Source organism: Acetanaerobacterium sp. MSJ-12 (assembly GCF_018917875.1).
Taxonomy (GTDB): domain Bacteria; phylum Bacillota; class Clostridia; order Oscillospirales; family Ruminococcaceae; genus Bittarella; species Bittarella massiliensis.
Window position 1 is genome coordinate 69910 of record NZ_JAHLPK010000005.1, and the last position, 26529, is coordinate 96438.

At 62.8% G+C, this 26529-nt stretch carries 24 protein-coding genes; 15 read left to right on the forward strand and 9 right to left on the reverse strand.

Going from position 1 to position 26529, the window contains the following annotated elements; all coding sequences use genetic code 11:
* The first annotated feature begins 70 nt into the window (after positions 1-70).
* Together KQI11_RS07120 and KQI11_RS07125 are read left to right on the forward strand one after the other, a co-directional pair.
* A complete protein-coding gene (locus KQI11_RS07120) occupies positions 71-1183 on the forward strand; it encodes an FtsW/RodA/SpoVE family cell cycle protein (RefSeq protein WP_021659356.1) in 1113 nt (370 codons plus the stop codon).
* 327 nt (positions 1184-1510) lie between these two features.
* The gene (locus tag KQI11_RS07125) at positions 1511-3217 is read left to right on the forward strand and encodes a DEAD/DEAH box helicase (RefSeq protein WP_185916139.1); all 1707 of its coding nucleotides are present in this window, start codon (positions 1511-1513) and stop codon (positions 3215-3217) included.
* A 1145-nt stretch (positions 3218-4362) separates the two neighbouring features.
* On the opposite strand, the gene KQI11_RS07130 is transcribed toward KQI11_RS07125, so the two are convergent.
* Positions 4363-4914 (reverse strand): P-loop NTPase family protein, encoded by a 552-nt coding sequence (locus KQI11_RS07130; RefSeq protein ID WP_216401622.1) that lies wholly within the window; start codon positions 4912-4914, stop codon positions 4363-4365.
* A gap of 107 nt (positions 4915-5021) precedes the next feature.
* Here KQI11_RS07130 and KQI11_RS07135 point away from each other — a divergent pair, with 107 nt between their 5' ends.
* Entirely contained in the window at positions 5022-5540 is a 519-nt protein-coding gene (locus KQI11_RS07135; protein ID WP_216401623.1) for a ferritin-like domain-containing protein, read from the forward strand.
* Between the two features lie 87 nt (positions 5541-5627).
* Here KQI11_RS07135 and KQI11_RS07140 read toward each other — a convergent pair whose 3' ends face one another.
* Both KQI11_RS07140 and KQI11_RS07145 read right to left on the reverse strand, forming a co-directional pair.
* Positions 5628-6908 (reverse strand): metal-dependent hydrolase family protein, encoded by a 1281-nt coding sequence (locus tag KQI11_RS07140; RefSeq protein WP_216401624.1) that lies wholly within the window; start codon positions 6906-6908, stop codon positions 5628-5630.
* A 44-nt stretch (positions 6909-6952) separates the two neighbouring features.
* Positions 6953-7948, reverse strand: a complete 996-nt coding sequence (locus tag KQI11_RS07145; protein ID WP_185916144.1) for an adenosine deaminase family protein — start codon at positions 7946-7948, stop codon at positions 6953-6955.
* Positions 7949-8210: 262 nt separating this feature from the next.
* On the opposite strand from KQI11_RS07145, the gene KQI11_RS07150 reads away from it, so the two are divergent.
* From KQI11_RS07150 to KQI11_RS07165, 4 genes are all read left to right on the forward strand, one after another.
* Positions 8211-9020, forward strand: a complete 810-nt coding sequence (locus KQI11_RS07150; protein WP_216401625.1) for a sporulation initiation factor Spo0A C-terminal domain-containing protein — start codon at positions 8211-8213, stop codon at positions 9018-9020.
* Positions 9021-10105: 1085 nt separating this feature from the next.
* Positions 10106-10918: a sporulation initiation factor Spo0A C-terminal domain-containing protein gene (locus KQI11_RS07155; RefSeq protein WP_216401626.1), complete on the forward strand. Its 813-nt coding sequence runs from the start codon at positions 10106-10108 to the stop codon at positions 10916-10918.
* A gap of 537 nt (positions 10919-11455) precedes the next feature.
* Positions 11456-12826, forward strand: coding sequence for an ATP-binding protein (locus KQI11_RS07160; protein ID WP_216401627.1), 1371 nt, complete (start codon positions 11456-11458; stop codon positions 12824-12826).
* A gap of 131 nt (positions 12827-12957) precedes the next feature.
* On the forward strand, positions 12958-13167 hold the full coding sequence (locus KQI11_RS07165; protein ID WP_216401628.1) for a DUF6514 family protein: 210 nt from the start codon (positions 12958-12960) through the stop codon (positions 13165-13167).
* 1276 nt (positions 13168-14443) lie between these two features.
* On the opposite strand, the gene KQI11_RS07170 is transcribed toward KQI11_RS07165, so the two are convergent.
* Positions 14444-14689, reverse strand: coding sequence for an LITAF-like zinc ribbon domain-containing protein (locus KQI11_RS07170; RefSeq protein ID WP_185916149.1), 246 nt, complete (start codon positions 14687-14689; stop codon positions 14444-14446).
* Between the two features lie 203 nt (positions 14690-14892).
* Here KQI11_RS07170 and htpG point away from each other — a divergent pair, with 203 nt between their 5' ends.
* The 3 genes from htpG (at position 14893) to KQI11_RS07185 (ending at position 17871) form a co-directional block, all read left to right on the forward strand.
* Entirely contained in the window at positions 14893-16800 is a 1908-nt protein-coding gene (htpG, locus tag KQI11_RS07175; protein WP_216401629.1) for a molecular chaperone HtpG, read from the forward strand.
* 220 nt (positions 16801-17020) lie between these two features.
* Positions 17021-17488: a pyridoxamine 5'-phosphate oxidase family protein gene (locus KQI11_RS07180; RefSeq protein WP_353653936.1), complete on the forward strand. Its 468-nt coding sequence runs from the start codon at positions 17021-17023 to the stop codon at positions 17486-17488.
* The gene (locus KQI11_RS07185; protein WP_216401630.1) at positions 17485-17871 is read left to right on the forward strand and encodes a VOC family protein; all 387 of its coding nucleotides are present in this window, start codon (positions 17485-17487) and stop codon (positions 17869-17871) included. The genes KQI11_RS07180 and KQI11_RS07185 overlap by 4 nt, the downstream gene beginning before the upstream one ends.
* 186 nt (positions 17872-18057) lie before the next feature.
* Here the strand turns inward: KQI11_RS07185 and KQI11_RS07190 are convergent, their stop codons facing one another.
* Both KQI11_RS07190 and KQI11_RS07195 read right to left on the reverse strand, forming a co-directional pair.
* Entirely contained in the window at positions 18058-18750 is a 693-nt protein-coding gene (locus tag KQI11_RS07190; protein WP_216401631.1) for a DUF2238 domain-containing protein, read from the reverse strand.
* A 284-nt stretch (positions 18751-19034) separates the two neighbouring features.
* On the reverse strand, positions 19035-20108 hold the full coding sequence (locus KQI11_RS07195) for a 6-phosphofructokinase (protein WP_216401632.1): 1074 nt from the start codon (positions 20106-20108) through the stop codon (positions 19035-19037).
* A 258-nt stretch (positions 20109-20366) separates the two neighbouring features.
* On the opposite strand from KQI11_RS07195, the gene KQI11_RS07200 reads away from it, so the two are divergent.
* Genes KQI11_RS07200 through KQI11_RS07210 form a run of 3 tightly spaced genes read left to right on the forward strand, consistent with a single transcriptional unit; the run spans position 20367 to position 22127 of the window.
* Positions 20367-21152: a threonine/serine exporter family protein gene (locus KQI11_RS07200; RefSeq protein WP_185916154.1), complete on the forward strand. Its 786-nt coding sequence runs from the start codon at positions 20367-20369 to the stop codon at positions 21150-21152.
* Positions 21149-21622, forward strand: a complete 474-nt coding sequence (locus tag KQI11_RS07205) for a threonine/serine exporter family protein (protein ID WP_216401633.1) — start codon at positions 21149-21151, stop codon at positions 21620-21622. Before KQI11_RS07200 ends, KQI11_RS07205 begins: the two co-directional genes overlap by 4 nt.
* 16 nt (positions 21623-21638) lie before the next feature.
* Positions 21639-22127: a hypothetical protein gene (locus KQI11_RS07210; RefSeq protein ID WP_216401634.1), complete on the forward strand. Its 489-nt coding sequence runs from the start codon at positions 21639-21641 to the stop codon at positions 22125-22127.
* Between the two features lie 83 nt (positions 22128-22210).
* Here the strand turns inward: KQI11_RS07210 and sigG are convergent, their stop codons facing one another.
* The 3 genes from sigG to sdaAB form a co-directional block, all read right to left on the reverse strand.
* Positions 22211-22984, reverse strand: coding sequence for an RNA polymerase sporulation sigma factor SigG (sigG, locus tag KQI11_RS07215; RefSeq protein ID WP_216401725.1), 774 nt, complete (start codon positions 22982-22984; stop codon positions 22211-22213).
* 525 nt (positions 22985-23509) lie between these two features.
* Positions 23510-24382: an L-serine ammonia-lyase, iron-sulfur-dependent, subunit alpha gene (gene sdaAA, locus KQI11_RS07220; protein ID WP_185916157.1), complete on the reverse strand. Its 873-nt coding sequence runs from the start codon at positions 24380-24382 to the stop codon at positions 23510-23512.
* 15 nt (positions 24383-24397) lie between these two features.
* Positions 24398-25069 (reverse strand): L-serine ammonia-lyase, iron-sulfur-dependent subunit beta, encoded by a 672-nt coding sequence (gene sdaAB, locus KQI11_RS07225; protein ID WP_059005298.1) that lies wholly within the window; start codon positions 25067-25069, stop codon positions 24398-24400.
* 292 nt (positions 25070-25361) lie between these two features.
* Here sdaAB and KQI11_RS07230 point away from each other — a divergent pair, with 292 nt between their 5' ends.
* Complete coding sequence (locus KQI11_RS07230; RefSeq protein ID WP_021659307.1) at positions 25362-25652, forward strand: YlmC/YmxH family sporulation protein; 291 nt, start codon at positions 25362-25364, stop codon at positions 25650-25652.
* Between the two features lie 143 nt (positions 25653-25795).
* A complete protein-coding gene (rpsB, locus tag KQI11_RS07235) occupies positions 25796-26521 on the forward strand; it encodes a 30S ribosomal protein S2 (protein WP_044992446.1) in 726 nt (241 codons plus the stop codon).
* The last annotated feature ends 8 nt before the right edge of the window (positions 26522-26529 follow it).

Genomic DNA, 26529 nt, shown 5'->3' on the forward strand with positions numbered 1-26529 from the left:
GGTGTGCCCGGCAATTTGACCGCCCTCTCCGCACCGTCTTTCAATATAAAGGAGCCCTGCTTTGAAAAAAGTGATTCGCTCGGTCCACCAGTACATCAAGGACACCGACAAAATACTCTGGCTGCTCTGCATTGCCTGCAGCGCCATGTCTGTGATCACCCTCTGCTCGCAGATGTTTTACGGCTTCATCACCAGCAAGGTGGTCATCACCCAGTCCCTGGCCACCGGCATCGGCATTGTCATGGCCATCATCATCTCCAAGATGGACTACCACATCGGCGCCACCTTTTGGAAGTGGCACGTCGTCCTCTGTGTGGGACTGGTGCTGGCCACCTTTATCTTCGGCATCCAAAACCCCGGCGCCGACGACAAGGCCTGGCTGCCCCTGCCCTTTGGCATGACCCTGCAGCCCACCGAGCTGCTCAAGCTCTCCTTCATCTTCACCTTCGGGATGCACCTGGAGTCGGTGGGGGAGAACATCAACCAGTACAAAAACGTCCTCCTGCTCTGCCTGCACGGGATCGCCCCGGTGGGGCTGGTGGTGCTGCAGGGGGACGACGGCACCGCCCTCTCCTTTGTGGTGATTTTTTTGGCCATGCTCTTTTCCGCAGGCATCTCCTGGCGGTATGTGGCGGCCGGCTTTGTGGCCGCGGGGGTGGGCATCCCCATCCTCTGGAACTTCGTCATGAGCGAGAACCAGAAACAGCGATTTCTCATCCTGGCCGACCTCTCGGCCGACGCCAAGAACATCGGCTACCAGCAGTCCCAGGGGCTCATCGCCATCGGCACCGGGCAGACCTTTGGCACCGGGCTCTTCTCAAACGTCGTCCCGCGGGAGGTGCCCTACGCCCGCAACGACTTCATCTTCTCCTACATCGGGCAGACCCTAGGCTTTGTCGGCTGCCTGCTGGTGATCGCGGTGCTGCTGGCGGTCACCGGCAAGGTGCTGGCCACCGCCGGCCGCAGCGCCGACCGGCTGGGCTACTTCCTCTGCGTGGGGATTTTCGCCATCCTCCTCTTTCAGATCCTCGCCAACATCGGCATGTGCCTGGGGATCATGCCGGTCATCGGCCTCACCCTGCCGTTTCTCTCGGCCGGCGGCACCTCGGTCATCATGCTCTACATGGCCATCGGGCTGGTGCTCAGCGTTTATATGAACAACAAGCAAGAAATCTTTTCCTAATGGGACAGGGTTCGACGGCATTTGTACAAGCTGTCAGAATTTTAAAGAAAAGTTTTGACAAATCGCCCAAAGCTGTGCTATGCTTGTATCAGCAATCAACCACGTTCGTACCGAAAAAGGGATGTGAGCGGGGGCCGCAGCGCCCCCTTCGCAGAGCGCCGACACGGGCCGTGTCGGCGCTCTTTTTGTGGGCATTTGGCGGCTTTGCCGCCGCGCTGCCAGGTGGGGATGTGGTGTAAGACCAAGCGGGTGGCGGGCCCCTTTGCGGCCCCCGCCCCAGACCGGCGAGCAGGGGAACTGCCCCGCCCGCCAGCAGAAAGGAACCACATGAACGAGATCCCCTTTGACCAACTGGGCCTCACCCCCGAACTCCTCCGCGCCGTGGAGGAGATGGGCTTCACCACCGCCACCGACATCCAGAGCGGCACCATCCCCCTCATCCGCGAGGGGAAGGACGTCATCGGCCGCTCCCAGACCGGCACCGGCAAGACCGCGGCCTTCGCCATCCCCGCCATCGAGATGATCGAAAAGCTCGACAGCCGCCACCAGGTGCAGGTGCTGCTGCTCTGCCCCACCCGCGAGCTGGCCATGCAGGCCGCCGAGGAGGTGCAGAAGCTCTCCAAATACCGCAGCGGGGTCAAGACGGTGGCCGTCTACGGCGGCGCGCCCATCGACCGGCAGATCGCCCGCCTGGGCCAGGGCGCCAACTTCGTCATCGGCACCCCCGGCCGGGTGATGGACCACATCCGCCGCAAGACCCTCAAACTGGACACCCTCAAGCTGGTGATCCTCGACGAGGCCGACGAGATGCTCAACATGGGCTTTCGGGAGGACATCGAGACCATCCTCTCCTTTGCGCCGGAGGAGCGCCAGACCGTCCTCTTCTCGGCCACCATGCCCCCGGCCATCCTCGCCATCACCAAGCAGTACCAAAGAGAGCCCGAGATGGTGCAGATCAACCGCCAGCAGGTGACCATCGACGCCATCGAGCAGGCCTCGTTCGAGGTGCCCATGGGCCGCAAGATGGACGCCCTCAACCTGGTTTTGCGGGCCTACGCCCCCAAGTCGGCCATCGTCTTTTGCAACACCAAGAGCATGGTCGACGAGCTCACCGCCTACCTGAACGACCACGGCTTCTCCGCCGCCGGCCTGCACGGCGACATGAAGCAGAGTCAGCGCACCCAGGTGATGGACGGGTTCAAGCGCCGCAAGACCGCCCTTTTGGTGGCCACCGATGTGGCCGCCCGCGGCATCGACGTGGACGACCTGGACATGGTGCTCAACTACGACATCCCCCAGAACAGCGAGTACTACGTCCACCGCATCGGCCGCACCGGCCGCGCCGGGAAAGAGGGCAGGGCCTTTACCCTGGTCTCGGGCCGCAAACAGGTTTGGCAGCTGCGGGACATCGCCCGCCAGACCCGCTCCACTATCGAGCCCCGCCCCATCCCCACCCCGGAAGAGATCGCCGAGACCCGCCGCGCCCGCGCCTTTGAGAAGATGTTGCAGAAGCTGCGCGCCGCCGAGGTCTACCGCTACGCCGACATGGCCCAGGAGCTCTGCGACGAGGGCTTCTCGATGGACCAGGTGGCGGCCATGGCCCTGGAGATGCTCTTCGGCAAGGAAAAACACCTCATCCCCCAGATGGTCAAGACCCCCGTGCGGGGGGAGCGGCTGCCCCGGGGTGCGGGGGTGCGCATCGGCCTGAGCATCGGCCGGGAGCAGCACATCGCCCCCAACTTCATCGTCGGCGCCATCGCCGAGCGCACCGACATCACCGGCCGCGAGATCGGCAAGATCGAGATCTACGACCGCAAGACGGTGGTAGAACTGCCCGCCGACAAGGCGGAGGAGGCCATTCGCGCCATCGACGGCACCAAGATCGCCGGGCGGATCGTCAAGGCCTTCCCCTACACCCCGAAGGAGGGCGAGTTTGCAGCCCCCCGCCCCCGCGGACCACGCCCCTACCGGGCCGACAAGGACCGCCCCCGCCGCCCCGGCCGCTTCCCCAAGCCGGGCAAGAAACCCTTCTAACACCAAATCGCAAAGAGGCCGGATGCACCAGTGGCATCCGGCCTCTTTTTTGGTTGCGGCCCTATATCGCTTTGGCAAAGAAAATCTCCATCGCCTCGCTGGGCAGCAAGAGGGCGCCGGCACCGGTGTAGCCGCGGCGGCGGTGGAGGCGCTGCGCCCCCTCGCTGGAGAGGGGGAAGGTGGACGCCCGGCCCCTTTCATCTGTTCCTCCCAGTGGGCGAGCAGCGCCGTTCCGACCCCGCGGCCCCGCCACCACAGACAACAGGTTCAAAAAGGGGGTGTTGTCCCAAAGGAGGTCCCCCCCGCAGCCAGCCGGTGATCTCGCCGCCCTCCCGGGCAGCCATCGCCCGCCCCAGGGCAGGCGACATTTTCAGTTCCCCCCGTTCGACGTGCCGGTCACAGGAGGGGAGAGGGGGGCTTTTCCCTCCCGATATGCCAGTTGCGGAGGGAGAGAAAAGGGGAGGGGCCGCCTACCTGTCCGCCCCGACTTCCGTGTGCGCGTTCTCCTCAAGTATCCAGTGCCAAGAGGAATTTCTCTGCCGTCTGGATGGCCGTCACCCGCCCAAGACCGGCAGCGTCTTTCGTTCCCCTGCCCAATGCGCCGGTCGCGGGAGGGAGGAGGGGGAAACCCCACCTGCCCTTCCTCTCCGACCTCCACGTGCAGGTTCTCCTCAAGTATCCAGTGCCAGGCGCAGTTTCTCCGCCACCTGGGTGGCCATCACCCGCCCCAAGGCCGGGTAAAGTTTTCCTGCCCTCTAGGCGACCGTCGCCCGCCCCAGCGTCGGCAACGTCTTAAGCTTCCCCCAACCGATGTGGCGGTCACGGGAAGGGAGAATGAAAATTCTCCTCGCACGGGCATCCCGACTTCGATTGTGTGCTTTCTCCTTCAAAGGCCTATGGCTAGGCGGCAGTGGTTTTCCATCTCCAGACAGCCACCGCCCGCCCCAAGACCGGCAGCGTCTCCAGTTCCACCTGTTCAATCTGCCGGCCGCAGGAAGGGAGAAAGGGCGCTCCCTCTCCCCCTGCTCAGCGCGCCGTTTGCAGGAGGCAAGGAAGGGGGAGTCCCCCTACCCAATATGTTCGGTCGCGGGAAGAGAGAAAGAAAAATTCCTCCCGCTCGCTCTAAGCCCCATCCGTGTTCCCCCTTAAAGCCCCAGGGCCAGCCGGTATTCCCCCACCACCTGGGCGGCGTTCTCCGCCACCGAGGCGGTGCCGTCGGTGCGCAGGACCGGGCAGGGCAGGGTGGCCGCCCACGCCTCGTGCACCCGCAGGCAGGGGGAGCCGTCGCTGTCGTAGCGGGCCACGTTGTCGAGAAAGCGCTGGTGCTCTTCAAACATGTCGCCCCCGGGCAGGATGCGCACCCCAAAGAGGGCCAGTTCCCGCCGGTGGGCCCGCTCCACCCGCACCGGGGCCGGGGCGGTGTTGAGCACCGCCAGGTCAAACAGGGGCACAAAGGGCTGGTTGTAGCTGTCCATCGAGCCCGAAATCACAAAGTGGGGGTGCTGGGAGAGGTCGCCCATCAGCAGGGCGATCCGCTCCTCCCGCGGGCGGGTGCGGGTAAAGGGCACCTCGGTGTCCCACCGCCAGAGGTAGTCGTCCAAGTCAAAGTGTGCAAACCCCAGCTGGGCGGCCACTGCCCGGCCCAGGGTGGTGGTCCCCGAGCCGGGGGAACCGAATACGATGATGCCCCTTGCCATCTGTCTCTCCTCCTCATTTCCGGGCCGCCGGGGGCGGCCGGTGCTGCTGCCAGTATAGCACATCCGCCGCCCCGGTCATAGACTGGCCGGAAAGGAGGGGAGCATGTATGCAACCTGTGACAAATGACATCCACTATACCGAGGGGTTTGCCGACCCGTCCCCCTGGCCCGACCTGGAGATCTGCGCCCCCAACAGCCGCTGGGCGTCCCTCCTGGCCGAGGACTACGCCGGGGCCGCCGGGGAACTGACCGCCTCGCTGCAATATATCTACCACCACGCCGCTGCCAAGGACTGCCCCGACATCTCCCGCGCGCTGGAGAAGATTTCCATCGTCGAGATGATGCACATGGAGAAGTTGGCCGGGGCCATCCGCGCCCTGGGGGGCGACCCGACCTACTGCGCCGGCGGCCGCCCCTGGTGCGCCGCGGAGGTGCAGTACGGCGGCAGCCTGGGGGAGTACCTCCACGCCGACCTGGCCGGCGAGTACGCCGCCATCCGGAATTACCGCCGCCACATCGCCCAAATCGGCGATGAGAGCGTCTGCAGACTGCTGGCGCGCATCGTCAAGGACGAGGAGGTACACCTTCGCGTCTTTCGCCAGCTCATCGAGAAGTACGGCCTCTGATTGGCGCGCAAAAAAAGAGAGGGGGGAGGGCCCGCGGGCCCTCCCCCCTCTCTTTTGGCTTGCACACCCTGCCACAGGGTGCAAAGGTCAAATGAATTTGTCCAGTTCCGCCTCCACCTGGGGCATCTTCTTCACCTTGGGGGCGCGGATCGGCTTGCCCCGGGCAATCACCATCGCCACCTCCCGCAGGGCGGTCAGATCTTCCAGCGGGTTTTTCGCGGTGACGATCATGTCGGCGCACTTGCCCGGCTCCAGGGTGCCCAGGCGGTCCCCCAGCCCCGCCAGCTCGGCGTTTTTCTTGGTGGCGGTGGAGAGGGCGAAGGCCTTCGACACCCCGCAGTACTTGTGAAAGTAGTTGACTTCCCGCCACATGTCGTAGTGGGTGATGTAGGGGCAGCCGGTGTCGGTGCCCAGCCCCACCGGGATACCGGCCTTCAGGCAGGCGCGGGCGCACTCCACGATCCCCTCAAAGACCACTGCGCCGTTGTACTGCTCCATCTCCGACACCCCGCTCACCGCCCGGTCGAAGAGGGCGTAGGGCAGCGCGGGGGAGAGGGTCGCGATCTGGCAGGCCCCCCGCTCTTTGAAGAGGGCGAGGATCGCCTCGTCCGGCTTGGCCCCGTGCTCGATGGTGTCCACCCCGTTTTCCAGGGCCACCCGCACCCCCTCGGGGCTCTCCACGTGGGCGGCCACCTTCAGGCCGTGGCGGTGCGCCTCGTCGCAGGCGGCCTTCACGTATTCCGGCGGCATCTTTAGCTCCCCCGGCTCGCCCTTCTTTTTGGCGTCCAGCACCCCGCCGGTGATCATCAGCTTGATGATGTCCGGCTTTTCGGCGGCGATTTTTGCCACGTAGTCCCGCGCCTCGTCGGCGCTGTGGGCCTCGTAGGCCAGCGACCCGGCCATGTGCCCCCCCGGCACCGAGACCGCCATGTTGGCCGCCAGGATGCGGGGCCCCACGATTTCCCCCGCGTCGATGCGGTCGCGGATGGCGCTGTCGCAGTCCAGCACCCCGCCCATGGTGCGGATGGTGGTCACCCCGCTCATGAGCTGGGTGCGGGCATAGCCCTCGCACATCTTCCGCAGCACCGCCTTCATCAGCCCGTTGCTGGTCATCAGCTTCACCATCTTCACGTTGTCCTGCTGCTTCTTTTTGGGCTTGCCGTTGGCCGGCAGGTGCACGTGCATGTTGATGAGCCCCGGCATCAGGTACTGCCCCGCCAGGTCAATTATCTCATACCCGGTCAGCTCGCCCCCCTCCGGCTCGATGGCGGCGATCATCTCACCGTCGGTCTTGACCACCAGCCCCGCCTGGGGCTCCATCTCCTCGCTGCCGTCCAGCAGGATACCGCCTGTGTACGCGTATTTCATCTGCCTGTGCTCCTCTCTCCCGGGGCGGGACACTGTGTCCGCCCCTAGTCCTCCAAACAGGCCCGCAGCCGGGCCACCAGTTTCGCCTTCTCCTCCGGCGGCAGGAAGGCCGCCTCGGCGCTGTTGATGTTCATCAAAATCAAGTCCCGGTCGCAAAAGCCCATCTGGCGGCAGTACTCGTACTCCCGCTCCAAGCTGGTGCCCAGCACCGTCAGGTTGTCGGTGTTCACCGTCACCTTTACCCCCTGGTCGTAGAGCACCTTCAGCGGGTGCCGTCCGTCCTCCGGCAGGTCGTAGGAGATGATGCTGCTCACCGGGCACATCTCCAGCGTCACCCCGCGGGCCTTGACGATTTCCGCCAAGTCGGGCCGCTGGGCCACCTGGTAGCCGTGGCCGATGCGGGGAGTGCCAAAGGGCAGGCACTGGGGCACCTCGAATTCCGAGTGGCAGGTGGCCGGCACCCCCAGCTCCCGCGCCAGATCGAAGATATCGGCGTAGTCGGCCAGGTGCTCCTCGTACCCCGCCAGATCGACCCCCACCACCTTGCTGCCCGCGGCGATGAACTCGGCCGCCAGCCGCACCGTCTCCAGGTTTTCATCCCGGTTTGCCTCGGCCGGCTCCAATTTCCCCATGGCGCACAGCAAAATGCCCACCGCGATTTCCGGGCAGGCGGCCTCTCCGTCGGCCACCCCCTGTAACACCGCCTCGATGGCGTCGCGCTGGGTCAGCCCCTTTTCCAGGTGAAACTGGGGGGCGAAGCGCAGTTCGGCGTAGCAGACCCCCTCGCCCGCCAGCCGGGCAATCAGGTCGGCCGTCACCTGGCGCAGGGCGGGAGCGGTCTGCATCACTGCCAGGGGCAGGTCGAACTCCTTGAAATCGGTGCCGTTCTCCCCGGGCTGGATGACCATCCGCCGGGTGACCTCCTCCAAAGTCAGCTCCCCCTCGGGCAGGCCCTGGTCCTTGGCCAGCTGCCAGGCGGTGGCCGGCGGGACCGAGCCGTCGATGTGCAGGTGCAGTTCAATTTTGGGAAAGGTTTTCAATTCGTCGTCCTCCTTGCGCGGGCGGGGGCCCGCCGATTGGTCTGTCCTGAATTCATGCTACCCCCCTTGGCTGGTTTTGTCAACGAGTCGTTTGAGGGGATGTTGGCTTATTTTTCCTCTATTTTTGACAAGATTTTCTGAAATTGCTAAACTGACAGCATAGTTTTTTGCCTTCTGCTCCGTGCGGCGGGACGATTTCCCGCCCGGCGGCCCGCTCACAGACAGGGGCAAAAGAGAATACGCGATTGGGGGAAACAGGACAATGGACGACAAGATCAGCCTTCTCATTGTAGAGGACGAACCCGCAGAGCAGGCGGCTTTTGCGGAGTGTTTGCAAAACGAGCGCCAGATCGAGCTGGTGGGCATCACCGGCAGCGAGACAGAGGCGCTGGCCCTGGTGGACAGCCACCGGCCCGACGTGGTGGTCCTCGACTTGGAGCTGCAGGAGGGCGACGGCCTGAACCTGACGCCCGTTCTCACCGACCCGAGCCGGTCCTACTCCCCCTATGTCCTGGTGACCACCCGGACGGAAAACCGCCACACCCTCGACATGCTGCGGGACGCCGGGGTCGGCTTTATCTACGACAAGAATATCGACCGCTACGGCCCCGACCAGGTGCTGCGCGGCGTCAAGCGGATGGGCGGCTTTCTCAAGGGCCGCCGTCTGGGCCGGTCGGGGGAGTCCGCCGCTTCCCAGTCGGCGAAGGAGCTGCGCCAAAAGCGGCTGCTGGAAGAGCTCAACTGCGAGATGGAGGACATGGGCCTTCGCCGGAGGCAGAAGAGCTGCCGCTGCCTGGTGTGGGCGGTCTACTGCCAGTTGGAGAGCGGGGAGCCCCTCTCCCTCACCAAGGAGCTCTACCCCATGGTGGCGCAGCAGCTGCACTGCAAGCCGGAAAATGTGGAGCGCAACATCCGCTCCGCCATCCACAAGGTGTGGGACGTGAGCAACCGCAATCTCGATTTGGTGTACGAGCGCTTTCCCCGCCTGGTCGACGAGAATGGCGACTACCCCACCAACGGCGAACTGATCGAGGCCTTTGTGGTGCGGATGCGGCGCAAGCACGTGCGGTAAAAAAATGTCGCTTTGTGGAGAAAATGCCCTTCTTTGCCACTCGCTGGGTGTCAAGCGCCCCCACTTGGCGGGGGTAATATAGACGCAAACGGCGGGCGGGAAAAAGGTAGGGAAGGCCTGCTCCCCGCCCGCCGGGACAATGCTCTGTGCCGGCCTGTGTGCGCAGAGCAGAAGGCCGCCCGCGGGGCTCTGATGGGGAGGAGGGACAGCTTCATCTGCCTGCCCTTTTCCCGGGAGAAGGGGGGCGCACGGCTGTTTTTAGCGGGGGCTGCGCCGCCCCCTCTCCGCCGGAGGGCCCTCATCCCGCTCCATAGACGGTTTGACCCCCGCGAACGCGCGGAAAACAAGTCGCCTGCGGAGGGGCGGGAAGGGAAAGGGGAAAAGCCTCCCCTCCCTTCCCAGGGGCAAAGAAATTGCCCTTGCAGGGAGGGGGGAGCCCCCGTCCTCTCCTTCTTGGTCAGGGAGTCTTCGTTTGCTGCCCCACAGGCTATTTTTGGGGGAGAAGGCCAACTGCGGTGCGGAGAAGGGGGAGATGGATTTTGATTGGGAGGAGGGAGGGCTTTATCCGCCTGCCCTTTTCTCGGGAGAAGGACAGCACGCGGCTGCTCTAGACGAATGGGGCCGTGCCGCCCCTTCCCCGCTGGAGGGCCCCCGTCCCCCCCTTTGTCGGGGAGCCCCTATTGCCGCTCCATAGACGGTTTGACCCCCGCGAACGCGCGGGAAACAGGCCGCCTGCGGAGGGGTGGGGGACTGGAAGGGAGCCCCCCGCCCCCGGTTGGAAACCCCTTTATCCGCCACCCCACAGACCATATCTATGAGTGCACGGGGAGAGAATAGCCGCTGTCTGTGGGCAAGGGCGATATTGTTGGGGAAAAGGGGGTATCGGCTCTGTTCCCGTGGACGCCGCTGGGCCGACAGGGCTGCCCATCCCACCCCGCATACCGGCTGGATACCGCGGACAGGGGGCAGGATAGGCGCGCCCCCCGCCCCCCGTTTGCGGCAAAGAGGAGAAGGGACACACAGGTTGCAAACCCGCCCTGCGGGGCGCTGCAAGAGAGGAAAACAAGAAACGGAGAGAGGAAACGATGGAGAAAAAGACGAGGCTTATGATCGTGGAGGACGAGGTCGAGGAGCAAAACGCCTTTGTCGAATACCTGAAGGGACAGGAGGAAATCGACCTGGTGGGGGTCACCGGCAGCGCCGCCGAGGCGCTCAAGTGGAATGACCGCTACCGCCCTGACGTGGTGATACTGGACTTGGAGTTGAGCGAGGGGGAGGGCAGCGGGCTGGACCTGGCCCCCGCCCTCGCCGCGCCTGAGCGGCCCCACAACCCCTACGTCATGGTGACGACCAAGGTCACCGACAAGAGCACCCAGGCCTATCTGCGAAACTACGTCGGCTTCATCTACGAAAAGCGGCTGCAAAACTATGGCCCCGAGCAGGTCATCGGCACAGTCAAGCGGATGGGCAGCTTTCTGCGCGGCCAGCGGCTGCGGCGGGGCGGCAGTCTGCCGGCCATGCCCGCCCCAGGGGCGGAGGAGTCCCTGGAGGAGCGGTTGCTCGACGAGATTTTTCGCGAGCTGGAGTGCATGGGGCTGCGCCGCGGGCTGATGGCCGCCCGGTGCACGGCCTGGGCCACCCTCTTTCACTACAAGTACAAGGGGGACGACAAGCAGCTTTTCACCAAAAACCTCTACCCGGACGTGGGCGAGCAGGTGGGCTGCAAGTGGCGCAGTGTGGAGCGCAATATTCGCAACGCCATCAAAATTGCCTGGATGCCCGCCAACTATGAGCAGACCAGCGCCCGCTTTCCCCACTTGGTGAAGGCCAACGGGACCATTCCGACAAATGCCCAATTTTTGGATGCGTTTGTCGTCCGGCTGCGAGAGCGCCACTGACAGGGCGCAGATGGACAGGTTCAAAAAACAGCAGAAAAGCATCTCTTTTTAAAGAGGCTTAATACCCACAAGGGGCTGCGGAGGGAGTTGTCTCTCTCCACAGCCCCTTGTATTTGCTTTCAAGCAAATACTCGTTTCAGGTTATAAAATCACGTCTGCCAACAGAGAATCTTTCGACAAAAAGTGCGTCGAGGAGCAATTAACAAAAAGTTTACAATCAAGCCATTTCCCGCTTTTCGCTCATTTTGGTTTCGTCACATATCGACATGAGACGACATATCCGGCCGACCTATATCGAAGTTGGCGCCCTTCTAACCGTGATAGATTGCGCGTGGAGAGTCTCCAAGCGACAACGGAAGAAGGGAGGGCGTGACTGTGAGCTGGTTGGAAGCGTTCCTGGACTGGATCAAGTGGTGGCACTAATAGTCGGTGCGAGTGGGGGAAAAGGGGATGAATCAATCCCCTTTTTCTCATAAGTTTTCGCTATGATAGGCATGATGATGCCCCTATATAATTTTGAAAGAGGAGAAAGAAATCATGCTGAAATTCATTCTAGCGATTAAATTTGTCACCATTTTCGCACAGACAAACTTGCTGTACTACGAACTAGAAAAGATACCTATAACCAGGCGCAGGAAAATTATTGAAACTATCTTCGTTTCTCTATTATCAACAGCGGCAGTAGCTTTAATTGGCGATTTCACATTATCACCTTTGGTGGGGTTAGCCTTTGTAGCAATCATCAGTATTTATCATTCTCGAACAAAGCATCAGACAGTTATTACATCGATATTTTGCATTTTAAGTTTATATGCTATTTCTACTGTTATCAGTGCTCTCGCAAGTGATGCAATAATGCTTAGCTTATTTTTCATCCAATCGGGATATAACAAAGAATTTATAGCTATTTGCGCGATTGTTCTTAGACTTATTGCATTTGGTGTAGTTCTAAAATTTTCTTTTCCGAAGTCTACCAATAGAACTACTGCAAAGCACTTTTCAAAACGTTTTAACCTAATTTCTTCGGGAATTTGTATTACTTTATTTTCGATGATTGCTATTGTAAAAATTGACCACAGTATTTTAGCCGAGTATGCAGAGGTTATTATTGTTGGCTACTCTGCTCTTGTTGTGATAATTGCAGCAATTAGAATGACTGAAGTTAGAGAAAACGAAATCAACAAGGAGCTAGAGCGCCGCGAAGCTGTGCACAGAGACCATCAAGAAAAGGAGATTCTCCCGGCCATCAGTGTCAGCTTTGTCAAAATGAGGATGGCGCTCAGCGAGTACGACACCGAACTCGCCGAGAGCTTTGCGCCCGATGAGACCGAGATATTGCAGCTGGCCGGCGAGCGGGCCGAAGAGATCCGCGACAGGCTCATCAACGGCTATGTGCCACCGGAAACCGGCAGCTCAACCCTCAACAACACCCTGCAAACGCATGCGGCAATGGCTGCCAAAGACCACGTCTTTTATCGGGTCGTCGTCTTTACGACAGTCGAGCCCCTGCTGCGGTTTATGAAGTTGCGCGAGGTGGTCCGCCTGGTGGGCGACCTCTCGAGAAATGCCATCCGCGCGGCTGCCGCTGCCGCCAACGGTCACGGCGCGGTAGAGGTCTACCTCGGTCTCAACGAGTATGGGGACTATGAAATCTGCATCTACGACAACGGCCCGGATTTTCCGCCGCACATCCTGGCGGCCCTGGGAGAGTACGGCAACACCACCAAGGGCAAAGACCATGGATTTGGTCTGGCGGATACGCTCAAGCTCCTTGACGACTACGGCGGTGACTTCCGCGTGGAAAAGTTGGAGGGCGACCCGGAGTTCACCAAGTGCGTTCGGGTCACCCTTCCGAAAAAGCGTTTTCAGAAAAAGAGCAGGGGTGGAGCGGTTCTGGCGATCAAGTAGACGCGTCTTGCCACCCGGGCGCATCTTGGCCCAACGGCCCGCCCTTCGGCGAAGACCGGGCGGCCAATGACAACCAGGGGGAAGGGGATAGACACCCCGCCCCACAAAAACAAAGAGGAAGTGCAAGCGATATGAAGATCTACACGGTAAACCAGACGGAAATTTGTATAGAGGGCATCACCCGCGCCACCTACGGCCTGACAGGACAGACAGTGGAGATCCGCGATATTTCCCTCGAGCGTCAAAAGGTCGAGGCGTTGGCCGAACAGTGCAACCGCCTGGATGTAAGCGAATGCCACCTGCGCGACATCGTGGAGGACTTCTATGGTTTGCCCCTCTAGTAAAGGGGCTTTTTTTATTGGAAAACGCGCCAAAAGGGCGTGAAAAGGAGAGAGTTCCCCACTTTGTCCCCCCACCGCGCGGCCCCGCGGCGGGGGAGAGGAGCGCAGGCCCGCCTGTTTTTCCATTTCTGTCGGGGCTGTTCGACCTGTGAAAAGCGAAGACCCGGGGGAGGCGCGTATGCCCTCTACCGGGTCTTTCTTTTCCCCTGCGGCAGCTGTTTGCGCGCCTGCGCCATCCCCTTTTCCCGCGCCCGCCGGCGTGGCCTGTCCCTCTCTTTTCCCGCCCCTTGTCACCGCGTGCGCCCTGCTTTTTGCTGTCCGTTTTCCCGCGGGGGGAGAGGGGGGGGGATGCCGGTGTCCCCACCCGCTGGCAAGCGTCAAGGGGCGACGTTTTGCGCCGTGTGAAAGGCGAGGGGAAAAGCCGCCCCTGTTCGGACAGGGAAAAGAGGGGGGAGCACACCGTCCATATTCTGCCCTGTTTCCCCCCACAAAAAAACCGGGAGAGGCGCGCAACGGCCCTCCCGGCCCCGTATTTCCCCCACTGGAGCTGTTTGTGCGCCTGTGCCCTCTCCCTCTTTTCTCCCTGTCCATTCCCACTGTGAGGGAAAAAAGGAGTGTGGCAGCAGCGCCCCGCCCACGCCGCCCAAAGTCAGCATTCCCACTGTGAGGGGAGAAAAAGGAGTGTGTGGGGGGCGGCCCAAGGGATCGCTGGCCTTCCGATTTGTTTGCCTTTGCCCTGCCTGGAGCCGCCCTCTTTTGACAGCTGGCGCAGAAGAGGAAAACTGGCCCTGTTCGCTTCTCCTGTTTGCCCCCCTTTTTTTCCATCCAGTCCCCTACAAGGGGGGGGGGATGGGTGGAAAAGGGCGCGGATGAAACGCCCTCGGCAAGGCGGCCTGCTTTGCCGGAAGGGGGCGAAATTGCATTATGAGCGGCAGGGAGAGAACGAGTGCCTGTTCGGGCGGAGATGGGGACAGAGGAAGAGAACGATAGAGAGTATCCGGCCGCAAAGGCCCTCGGCAAGGCGGCCTGCTTCCGGCCCGCTCTCGCTCCTCCTCTTCGCGCGTGCAGTGGGCGGGGGAAAAGCCGACCCCCGCTCGGTCGGGGGAGAAGAGGCAGCTGTGCTGGCGCCGGGCGCTCGGCGGAAAAAGCCCCCCTGCCCGAACGGGGGAAGAGGGGTCTGCTCTCCCTGCCCGAACGGGGGAGGGGGGCCTGCTCCCCCTGCCTAAAAAAGAGGCCCGGAAAGGGGGAATCCCCCCTCCCGGGCCTCTTGCTCTCTCTATCGCACGAACCAGCGGTTGCCGCAGTTTTGGCAGACCGCCTCGGTGTGCACTGTATTTTTGACTTTTTGGTTGGTCACCGCGGGGATGATGAGGATCAGTCCAAAGGTGCAGATGGCCAGCAAAATCCAGAAAAACCAGCCGATGCACCCCCGGTTCTTGATGGTGGTGTGGTTGACGGCTTGCACGGTGACGCGCTCGCTCCCACAGCGGGGACAGTACACGATGGCTCCCTCCTTCTTCATCGTCCTCCCGGCGGCCCTGCGCCCTCGACCGGGTGCCTTCACACTAGCACAGCGCCGGAGAAAATGCAAGGGCGGCGGCCGCGTTTTGCCCCCTCCGCGAAAATGTTCACAATTTGTACATTGATTTGCCGGCGGTTGTGCGCTATCCTGTTTTTAGCACTCGTGTGCAAGGAGTGCTAATTTTGCGAGAGGTGATTGAGACCATGGCAAAAAAACAGTTTAAGGCCGAGTCCAAACGGCTCCTCGACTTGATGATCCACTCCATCTACTCCAACCGGGAAATCTTTCTGCGGGAGCTCGTCTCCAACGCGTCCGACGCGATCGACAAGCTGTGCTACCGCAGCCTGACCGACGAGGGGGTCGGCCTCTCCCGGGGGGATTTTGAGATCCGCATCACCCCCGACAGGGAGGGGCGCACCCTCACCGTGTCCGACAACGGCGTCGGCATGGACAAAAAGTCCCTGGAGGAAAACCTGGGCACCATCGCCCGCAGCGGCTCGCTGCAGTTCAAGCAGGACATCGCGGGGCAGGAGGGGGCCGACGACACCGACATCATCGGCCAGTTCGGCGTGGGCTTCTACTCGGCCTTTATCGTCAGCGACAAGGTCACCGTCATCTCCCGCGCCTACGGCGAGGAGACCGGCTACAAGTGGCAGTCCTCCGGCGCCGACGGCTACACCATTGTCGAGTGTGAGCGCTCCGCCCCCGGCACCGACGTCATCATGCACCTGAAGCCCGACACCGAGGACGAGCAGTTCGGCGAGTTTTTGGAGGAGTACCGCCTGCGCCAGCTGGTGAAAAAGTACTCCGACTACATCCGCTGGCCCATCAAGATGCTCTGCCACAAGACCCGCCCGGTGGAAAAGCCCGAGGGGGAGGAGGCCGACGACCAGGCCCCGGCCTACGAGAGCTACGAGGAGGACGAGACCCTCAACAGCATGGTCCCCATCTGGCACAAGCCCAAGGGCGAGGTCGGCGAGGAGGACTACGCCAACTTCTACAAGGAGAAGTTCGGCGACTACCAGGACCCGCTCAAGAGCATCCGCGTCAGCGCCGAGGGGCTGACCGCCTCCTACGAGGCGCTGCTCTTTATCCCCGCCCGCACCCCCTACAACTACTATTCGGCCGACTATGAGAAGGGGCTGCAACTCTATTCCAGCGGGGTGCTCATCATGGAGAAGTGCGCCGACTTGCTGCCCGAGCACTTCCGCTTTGTGCAGGGGGTGGTGGACAGCCAGGACATCTCGCTGAACATTTCCCGGGAAATGCTGCAACAGGACCGCCAGGTGCGCACCATTGCCCAGAGCTTGGAGAAGAAGATCAAGCGGGAGCTGTCCAAGCTGATGGAGGAGGACCGGGAGAAGTACGAGGCCTTCTTCGCCCAGTTCGGCCTGCAACTCAAATACGGGGTGGTGGGCGAGTACGGCGCCCACAAGGACCTGCTGGCCGACCTGCTGCTGTTCTACTCCTCCACCGAGGGCAAGCCGGTCACCCTCAAAGAGTACGTCTCCCGGATGAAGGAGGGGCAGGAGCACATCTACTACGCCTGCGCCGACTCGGTGGAGAAGGCCGCCAACCTGCCCCAGACCGAGTATGTGCGGAACAAGGGGTGGGAGGTGCTCTACCTCACCGACGAGGTGGACGAGTTTGTGATGCAGATCCTCCACGAGCAGGACGGGCACGAGCTCAAGAGCGTCAGCGACGCCGACACCGTCAGCGAGGAGGAGAAGAAGGCCGCCGAGGAGGAGACCAAGGCCCACGGCGAGCTTCTGGACTTCCTCAAAGAGGCGCTCAAGGACAAGGTCAGCGACGTGCGCATCTCCCCCAAACTGGGCAGCCACCCGGTGAGCCTCACCAGCGAGGGCGGCGTCACCCTGGAGATGGAGAAGTACTTCGCCCAGATGAAGATGGACGAGGCGCCCAAGGCCCAGCGGGTGCTGGAGCTGGGGGCCAGCCACCCCGTCTTCGCCAAGTTGGAGGCGGCCTACAAGGGCGACCGGGAGCGCGCCGAAAAGCTGGCGCTGCTGCTCTACGAGCAGGCCTCCCTGATTGCCGGGTTCCCGGTGGAAAACCCCACCGCCTACACCGATTTGGTCTGCGAACTGCTGTAACTTATAATAGAAGAGAGCCGATTGGCCGGACAGCGCCCACAGGGCCTGCCCGGCCAATTGCTTTCCCGCCGCCTTTGTGTTACCATGGGCCAAAAGAGAAGGGGGCGGGGCCTGTGAAGCGGGGCGGTTGTGTCGTGCATTGTGTGCTCTTGCGGGGAGATCGTGTGCTCCACCCCACAAGGACAGCCCGCAAGGGGGCCCGCAGAGAGGGGGGAGAGGGATGATGGCCGATCATTTTCCCCAGGCGGCCCGAGAGGTGATGGAGGACCGCTTTGGGCGGGACACCGTCCTCTCCCTGGCGACGGTGGGGGAGGGGGGCCCCGCGGTGCGGCTGGTCAACGCCTATTACGAGGACGGGGCCTTTTATGTGATTACCCACGCCCTCTCCGGCAAGGTGCGCCAAATCGAGAGAGACCCCGCCGTTGCCGTCTGCGGCCAGTGGTTCACCGCCCGCGGCAGGGGGGAAAACCTGGGCTGGCTGGGCGGGGGGGAGAATGCGGCGCTGGCCGCCCGGCTGCGCCGTGTCTTTGCGGACTGGTACCAAAACGGGCACCTGGACGAGGGCGACCCCAACAGCTGTATCCTGTGCATCCGGCTGGACAGCGGGGTGCTGATGAGCCATGGGACCCGCTACGACATTGATTTTGCGGCCGCTCGGGCGGCCAAAGAGAGGGGATCGGAGAGATGAAGCGCACAATGATGCAGGTGTATGTCAAGGGGAGCGACGAGGCCGTGCCCTTTTACCAGCGGGCCTTTGATGCGGAGCTGATCAGCAGCTATCAAAACGGGGACGGCACCTATTACCACTCGGAACTGGCCTTTGAGGGCCAGGTGTTGGCGGTGGCGGAGCGCAATTCCGCCTATGCCATTGCGGGGGAGGAGGCCGTCACCGGCAATGTGATGCAGTTTTGCCTCGACTACGGCGAGGGCGGGGAGGAGCGGGTCACAAGGGCCTACAACACCCTGCGGGAGGGGGCGACCCTCCTCATCCCCCTGGGGCCCTGCGAGTACAGCCCCCTGATGGCCGACCTCATCGACCGCTACGGCGTTCGCTGGTGCCTGTTTGTGTAAGAGAAGCCCCCTGCAAAAGAGAGAGCGGGCGGGGACCGAAACTGCATTCGGTCCCCGCCCGCTCTCCTGCGGTGTTGCCCTATCTTCTGCGGCTCCCCATGCCGACGGCGCCCAACACGGTGACGCCGATGCCGCACAGGGCGGTGCAGATGCCCAGCACAAAGGCCACCACTGAAAGTCCCTTTCTCATTCTTTTTCACCCCCTTGACCGGCCGCCCGACGGGGGGCCAGGTTGTACTGATAAAAGGTGTCGAAAGCCCCCATCAAGGGGCCGGAACGGCGGTCGTCGCGGCGCAGGTACCGGTGGGCCAACACCCCCACAAAGAGCAGGGTGCCGACCATGCAGACGATCATGTCCTGCATGGTGTCGCCCACCCCGGTGCTGAGAACAAGCTGCGGGTCGGAGCCGTCGATGCAGCTGACGGTGTACTCGCCGATCTCCCACAGGCCCGCCACCGCCATGCTCACTGCGAAGACGAAGAGACAGCACAGCGGCCCGTCCTTTCGGTCGATTTCCCGCCCGGGCTTGAAAAAGTAGAAGCAGCAGAGGGCGAGAAAGGCGACGAACACCCCCGACAGGGTGTGCATGGCCTTGTCGTAGTAGGGGATGTTGTAGTGGGTGATGGTGATGCCGATGGTGTGGGCCAAAAAGATGAACAGGTAGACCCAGAAGTTGAGCTGGTGGCAGGTCTTGAGCCGGAAGATGCGAAAGACGAGGGTGGGCAGCAGGAGCAGTGGCAGCCCCAGCAGCGACTTTTGAAAGAGGTAGCTGTCCCCGTCGCGCAGCAGGTAGGTAAAGGCAAACCCCAGGTGCAGCGCCACGATCGCCGCCACAAAGATGCGGTTGACGAGGGCAAAGGTCTGTTCGCGCTTGCGCAAAAAATCCCAACCTTTTCGTGTGAGTTTTGGCCGCCGGACGGCGGCATTTCCCATTCAGTATAGCAGGGAACGGGGGAAAATCCACTGGGATTTTGTAAATTTTCCCGGCTGGGGAGGATGGGAAGGGGCAGAGTGCCTCGAAGGCACTGCGGGACGCGCGGTCTGGAAAAAGGGGTCGGGGCGGATCGATGGGGGCGGCAAACGCATCCGACCTCGATTGTGCAGTCCCCGAGAAAAAGGGCGGGGGGACCTGCCGGTCCGCCCCGCCCGATTGGCTTATCTATCTAGTCGCCAAAGCTGATGCCCAGGGCCCTGGCGGCGGAAATCTCCTCGCAGTCCACCGGCACGGTCTTGAGCTTGCCGGCCACCTCGCTTAGGGGGACCGGCACCACCTTGCCGTCTTGCAGCCCCACCATGTTGCCGTACTTCTTTTCAATAATCAGTCGGCCCGCCGCCGCGCCAAAGCGGGTCGAGAGCACCTTGTCGTAGGCGCAGGGGCTGCCGCCGCGCTGGAAGTGGCCGGGGATGGTGACCCGGATCTCCTGCCCGGTGCGCTCTTCCAGCTCCCGCGCCAGCCGGTAGGAGACGGAGGGGTCACTCATCTGGGCGCGGGCGGCCTTGAACTCCTTTTTCGAGAGCTTGGCCTCCTCCTTGGAGAGGGCGCCCTCGGCCACCGCGAGGATGGAAAAGCGCTTGCCCGCCTGGTTGCGCCGCTCGATGACCTTGGCGATCTTGTCCACGCTGTAGGGGATCTCGGGCAGCAAGATGACGTCGGCCCCGCCGGCGATCCCCGCATAGAGGGTCAGCCAGCCCACCTTGTGGCCCATGACCTCGACGATGAAGACCCGCCCGTGGGAGGTGGCGGTGGTGTGGATGCAGTCGAGCACGTTGGTGGCGATCTCCATGGCGCTGTGAAAGCCAAAGGTCATCTCGGTGCCCCAGAGGTCGTTGTCGATGGTCTTGGGCAGGGTGACCACGTTGAGCCCCTCCTCCGAGAGGAGGTTGGCGCTCTTGTGGGTGCCGTTGCCGCCCAGGATGACCAGGCAATCCAGCTTCATCTTCTTGTAGGTCTCTTTCATGCGGGCGACCTTGTCCACGTCGTTCTCCACCACCCGCATCCGCTTGAAGGGCTGGCGGGAGGTGCCGAGGATGGTGCCCCCCTGTACCAGGATGCCCGAGAAGTCGGAGGGTTTCATCAGGTGGTAGTCGCCCTCGATCAGGCCGCGGTAGCCGTCGCGGATGCCGTAGATCTCCACCTCTTTGCCGTACTCCTCGTACAGGGTCTTGGCGACCCCGCGCAGGGCGGCGTTGAGCCCCTGGCAATCCCCGCCAGAGGTGAGCATGCCGATTCGTTTCACGTTCCTTGCCCCTTTCCGTCCGCCCGGCTCTCCCGGCCCGCCGGGCGCAGTTTACTGTGAATCCAGTATAGGGCAATTTTTCCCAAAAGGCAACGAAAATACCCGGTTGCGGCCAATCAAAGGGGGGCTTTGTCGCCGTTTCCCACAGGGGCGGGGCGCGGCGGGGGAGAGACGCGTCATTTTTCTTGCTTGTCTGCCAAAAATATGGTATAACCAGTGTTCAGATGGTGCGCGCAGGCGCGGCAAGGGGGAGAGCACATGCAGTTGACCGAGGGGGAGATGCCCCAGTTCACAGAGCTGCTGCTGGAGATATCCGGCGGCCTGTTGGCCTACGGGGCCGAGGTCTACCGGGTGGAGGAGTCGCTTCAGTACATCGGCGCGGCCTACGGCCTGGCGGGGGCCGATGTGTTTGCCATCCCCTCCCACGTCATCCTCACCCTGCGGCTGGCGGACGGCAGCGCCCACACCCAGAGCAAGCGGATCTTTGACCGGGCCACCGACCTGGACAAGGTGGACCGGCTGAACGCCCTCTGCCGCCGCATCTGCCGCGACCGGCCCGGTTGCGCCGAGATCCGGCGGGAGCTGGACGAGCTGCGCGCCCGCCCCACCTACCCCCTGCTCTGGCAGGTGGCGGGCTACGGAGTGGCGGCCTGCGCCTTCGCCCTCTTCTTCGGCGGCTCGCCCTGGGACGCGGCCTGCGCCTTCTTTGTGGGTGCGCCGCTGAAGCTCTTGAGCGAGGGGATGCGGCGGCTGCGGGGCAACGCCTTTTTCAGCAACCTGGTCTGCGCCCTCTTCGGGGCCGCCTCGGCCCACCTGCTGGCCCTGGCCTTCCCCGCCCTGCACCCGGACGCCATCATCATCGGGATGCTGATGACCCTGGTGCCGGGGATCGTGTTCACCAACGCCATGCGCGATTTCATGGCCGGCGACTGCATCGCCGGGATGATCAAGCTGACCGAGGCCATCCTCATCGGGGCGGGGATCGCGGTGGGGGTCTCGGTCTCGCTGGCCGTATTGCGGCCTCTGTTGGGGGTGGCGGCGTGAACGGGAGCTATCTGCAGTGCCTATACGTGTTCATCGCCTGTTTGGGCTTTGGGGTGATTTTCAACCTGCGGGGGAAAAACCTCTTTTTGGCGGCCCTGGGGGCCACTTTGGGCTGGTTTGTCTACCTGCTGTGCACCGGGGCGGGGATGGACGACACCCTCTGCTACTTTGTGGCCACGGTGGCCATCGCCCTCTATTCCGAGGGGATGGCCCGGCTGCACAAGTCGCCGGTGACCATCTATCTGGTGGTCTCCTTCCTCCCCCTGGTGCCGGGCAGCAAGATCTACTACACCATGGAGTACGGGATGGCGGGGGACACCGCCCGCTTTTTGCAGACCGGGCTGGAGACCTGCAAGATCGCCGGGGCCATTGTCGCGGGCATCGCCCTGGTCTCCTCGGTGGCGCGGCTGACCACCTCGTTTTGGCGGGGGTGGCGGCGGAGGCGGGGCCAGCCGGCCCAGCCCCGCTAGAGAGGGGGAAGAGCGGGTGCAGCAGCTGATTTACCGGATGCCCCGGCGGGGGGCACAGCCCCAAAAGGCCGCCCCCAAACGGCGGGTGGGGCCTGCTTTTGCCGCCCTTTCGGCCCTCTATATCGCGGCCCTCTGGCTGCTCTTCTGCGCCGGGGAGGGGGCCTTTTGCCGCTGGACAGAGGGGCTGGCCGCCACCTGGGGGGAGGGGTCGGCCCTGGGCGGGCTCTTGGCCGGGGTGCCGGCGCTGCTGGGGGCCCTGGCGCTGGGGGGATACCTCCTCTTTTCCCTGCTGGTGCTGGCGGGGCACCCCCGCGCCCACCGCTGGCTGCAGGGGGTGGGCGCGGCCCTCTGCCTGCTGGGGGGCTGCGCTATCCTTCCCTTTGGAGCGGGCGGCGGACGGGCTCTCTTTCTCCCGCTGGTGCAGAGTGGGGTGCTCCTCTGCTTTCTGGGCAGTTACGCCCACATTGCCCGCAAGAAGAGCCGCCGCGCCGCCCGGGGCCGCTGATGGGGTCGGATGCGGGGTCGGATACAACAGAAAAAGGGGCGGGGAAGCCAAACGGCTTCCCCGCCCCTTTGCAGTCTGTGTCCCTACAATTCTTTTTTGATTTTTTCCAGGGCGGCCTTTTCCAGCCGCGAGATCTGCGCCTGGGAGATGCCGATCTCCTCGGCCACCTCCATCTGGGTCTTGCCCCCCAAAAACCGCAGCGAGATGATTTTCTTCTCCCGCTCGCTCAAAGCCTGAATGGCCGAGCGCATCGAGATCTCGCTCTGCCAGTCGGTGGCGTCGCTGTAATCGCCCACCTGGTCGATGACGAAGAGCATGTCCCCCCCGTCCTGATACATGGGCTCGTAGAGGGAGACCGGGTCGACGATGGCCTCCAGGGCGATGACCACGTCGCTGACCTCCATCCCCAGGGCGGCCGCCAACTCGGTGGTGGTGGGCTCCCGCCGGTGTTCCGCAATAAAGGCCTCCTTGGCCTTCATGGCCTTGTAGGCCACATCCCGCAGCGAGCGGGAGACCCGGATGGGGTTGTTGTCCCGCAGGTAGCGGCGGATCTCGCCGATGATCATCGGCACCGCATAGGTGGAAAAGCGCACCTGATGGCTGGTGTCGAAGTTGTCGATGGCCTTGATCAGGCCGATGCAGCCCACCTGAAAGAGGTCGTCCAGGTTTTCCCCCCGGCTGGAGAAGCGCTTGATGACGCTGAGCACCAGCCGCAGGTTGCCCGAAATCAACTGTTCCCGGGCCGATTGGGAGCCGCTCTCCCGATAGCGGCGGATCAGCTCTTGGTTTTCCGCCTCCTTGAGGACCTTCAACTGCGCGGTGTTGACCCCGCAGATTTCCACTTTGCCACTGTACAAAATGCCCACACGCCCTTTTCTCTTTACGTACAGTGACAGTATGGGCCCGCAAACTCGCCCCCATGCGCCGGGGCGGGTTGGGAAAGGTTGACAGGGGAAGAGGGCGGCGCGCGTATCGGAAGCAGCGCTGCCAAACGCGGTAGAAAATGCTCAAGCAAACGAAAAAACGGGGGACACCACGAGCTTGCGATCCGGTGCAACAACTGCCCAGACGAGGGGAGCTCGAAGAAGATACAGGAACGAATTGCCCAACCGCGCAGTCAGGTGGACATTGTGGAGGAATTGTGCAGAAATCGAAAAGAGGTGCTGGACAAAATAGAGCTGCTGCATTTGTGAAAATCCTGGGCGCAGGCGGTACAGGGAGGGTGAGGTGCCTTCTAATCTCTGCCGGTAACGGGGCTGATTTCGAGGTCGCAAACAGTCCGGCACTGTCGGAGAGATCGCCCCCATTTGGCAATCGAGGCGGCGCAGAGCGAGAAAAAGCCACCGCGGAAATTCTCTGCGGTGGCTTTTGCGTGAATCTCTCTACTCCCCGAACACCTGCTTTTTGTAGCGCAGGCCGGTGGGGGTGGTGGCGACGCCGCCCTTGGCGGTCTCCCGCAGGGCCTCGGGGAGCATCCGCCCCACCTTGTACATGGCGCTGACCACCTCGTCAAAGGGGATCATGGAGCGGATCCCCGCCATCACTAAGTCGGCCGAGAGGAGGGCGTTGGCCACCCCCGAGGCATTGCGCTTGGCGCAGGGGATCTCCACCAGGCCGGCCACCGGGTCGCAGACCAGGCCCATCACGTTTTTCAGGGCGATGGCCGCCGCGTCCAGGCACTGCTGGGGGCTGCCGCCCTGCATCTCGGCCAGGGCGGCGGCCGCCATGGCGGAGGCGGAGCCGCACTCGGCCTGACAGCCCCCCTCGGCCCCCGATACGGTGGCGTTTTTGGAGATGATCATCCCGATGTAGGCGGCGGTGGCAAAGCTCTCCAGCAGGGCCTCCTCGCTCGCGTCCAGCGTCTCGGCGGCGGCGAAGAGGGCGCCGGGGACGATGCCGCAGCTGCCGGCGGTGGGGCAGGCCACGATGGGGCCCATGGAGGTGTTGACCTCAAAGCAGGAGAGGGCGTAACTCATGGCCCGGGCCACCGTGTCCCCGCTCAGGGGGGAACCCTCGCCGCTGTACCGGTAGAGGCGGCTGGCGTCCCCCCCGGTGAGCCCACTGACCGAGGGCACGGGGTTGTGCAGGGTGGAGTGGCAGGCGGAGTACATGACGTTGCGCCGCTTTTTCAGCCGCTTGAAGACCTCCTCCCGGCTGCACTCGCTCACCTGCATCTCGTGGCTGACGGCCACGTCGCAGATGCGCAGGTCATTCTTCTGGCAGTGATCGGCCAGTTCAAAGCCGTATTTGAACATCGCTTGCGCCCTCCCTTAAAAGCTCTTGATGGCCAGCACGTCCACCATCTTGTCGATGGCGCGGATGCGCTGGATGATCTCTTCGTCCACCGGGCTGTCCACCTCGATGATGGCGGTGGCCAGCTTGCCCTTCTGGCTGCGGGAGAGGTTGATGGAGACGATGTTGATCCCCGCGTCGGAGATGGCCGAGACCACGTTTTTGATGACCCCCACCTTGTCCTGGTGCTTGGTGACGATGGCCGCGTACTCGCCCGAGATGCTGGTGGCAAAGCCGCCGATGTCCACGATCCGCACCTCGCCGCCGCCCACCGAACAGCCGGTGAGACTGTGCTCCACCCCCTGGTCGTCGGTGAGGACGACCTTGACGGTGTTGGGGTGCACCTCGCCCAGGTCGGTGGGGACAAATTCCACGGCGATCCCCCGGCTCTCGCAGATGTCCAGGGCGTTTTTGATGTCGGGGTCGTAGGTCTGCATCCCCAGGATGCCGGCGGCCAGGGCCCGGTCGGAGCCGTGGCCCTTGTAGGTCTGGGCAAAGGAGCCGTGCAGGTAGAACACCGCCTTGCGGATGTGCTGGCAGAGCATGCCGGCGGCCCGGCCGATGCGCAGGGCCCCCGCCGTGTGCGAGCTGGAGGGGCCGATCATCACCGGCCCCAGCACGTCAAAGAGGCTGGAGGAGGAAGAACTCATAGAGATACCGCCTTTCTCATGTCTGGCGGGCCGGTCCGCCCGCCGCAAAAAAGGGGCGCACGCCGCGCCCGGAAACCACCTTTATTATGGGGCAAAGGGCGCGGGAAAGTCAATTGCCCACCCGCCAAAAAGGGCCCCCAAAAACTGTTCATAGCGCGCGGACAACCTCGGATGCTGTCTTTTTTGCAGGAAGGGGACGGGCTTTGTCGAATAGAGCGGGCGCGGGGGGGCATACACTGTGAGGAGAGACCGCGCACCGAGACGGTTTGCGCGGGGGAGGAGGAGACCGGCGATGGTGAGCAGTTTTTACGATCTGCGAGACAAGGACGTGGTCAACATCAAAGACGGGGTCAAACTGGGCGAGGTGTGCGATCTGGAGTTTGACGGCGAGAGCGCCCAGATCACCGCCATCGTCCTCTTCGGCAAACTGAAGTTCTTCGGGCTGTTGGGCCGAGAGCCCGACATCGTGATCAAGTGGGAGGAGATCCAGACCATCGGCAAGGACACCGTGCTGGTGGACTACCTGGAAAAGCCCGAGATCCGCAAGAAAAAAGGGGCCCTGCTGGACAAATTTTTTGGCTAGATGGGCTTGTCACCTGCCGGAGGGTATGCTATAATACTTCGGTAAAACACACGCTGGGCCTGTGCGGAAGGTTGCGGGGAACGACCCCGTGAGACCGCGCCATAAACCCGGCGGAGGAAACAAAACCTAGGAGGAAAGAAATCATGGCAGTAGTATCTATGAAACAGCTTTTGGAGGCCGGTGTTCACTTCGGCCACCAGACCAGAAGATGGAACCCCAAAATGGCTCCTTACATCTTCACCGAGAGAAACGGCATCTACATCATCGACCTGCAGAAGACCGTCAAAAAGCTCGACGACGCCTACAACTTTGTCCGCAGTGTCGCCGAAGAGGGCAAGTCCGTCCTGTTTGTCGGCACCAAGAAGCAGGCCCAGGAGTCTGTGAAGGACGAGGCCACCCGCGCGGGCTGCCACTACGTCAACGCCCGTTGGCTGGGCGGTATGCTGACCAACTTCCGCACCATCCGCAAGCGCATCGACCGGCTGTACCAGCTCAACAAGATGAAAGAGGACGGCACCTTTGACCTGCTGCCCAAGAAAGAGGTCACCAAGCTCAACCTCGAAATCGAGAAGCTGGAGAAGTTCCTGGGCGGCGTCAAGACCATGGACCGGCTGCCCGGCGCCCTGTTCATCGTCGATCCCCGCAAGGAGAAGATCGCCGTGGCCGAGGCCAAGAAGCTGCACATCCCCATCGTTGCCATCGTCGACACCAACTGCGACCCCGACGACATCGACTACATCATCCCCGGCAACGACGACGCCATCCGCGCGGTGAAACTGATTTCCGGCGCCATGGCCAACGCCTACCTGGAAGGCCGTCAGGGCGAGCAGATGGAAGAGGCCGCCGAGGCCGAGGAAGCCGCTGAGTAGTCAGCCCC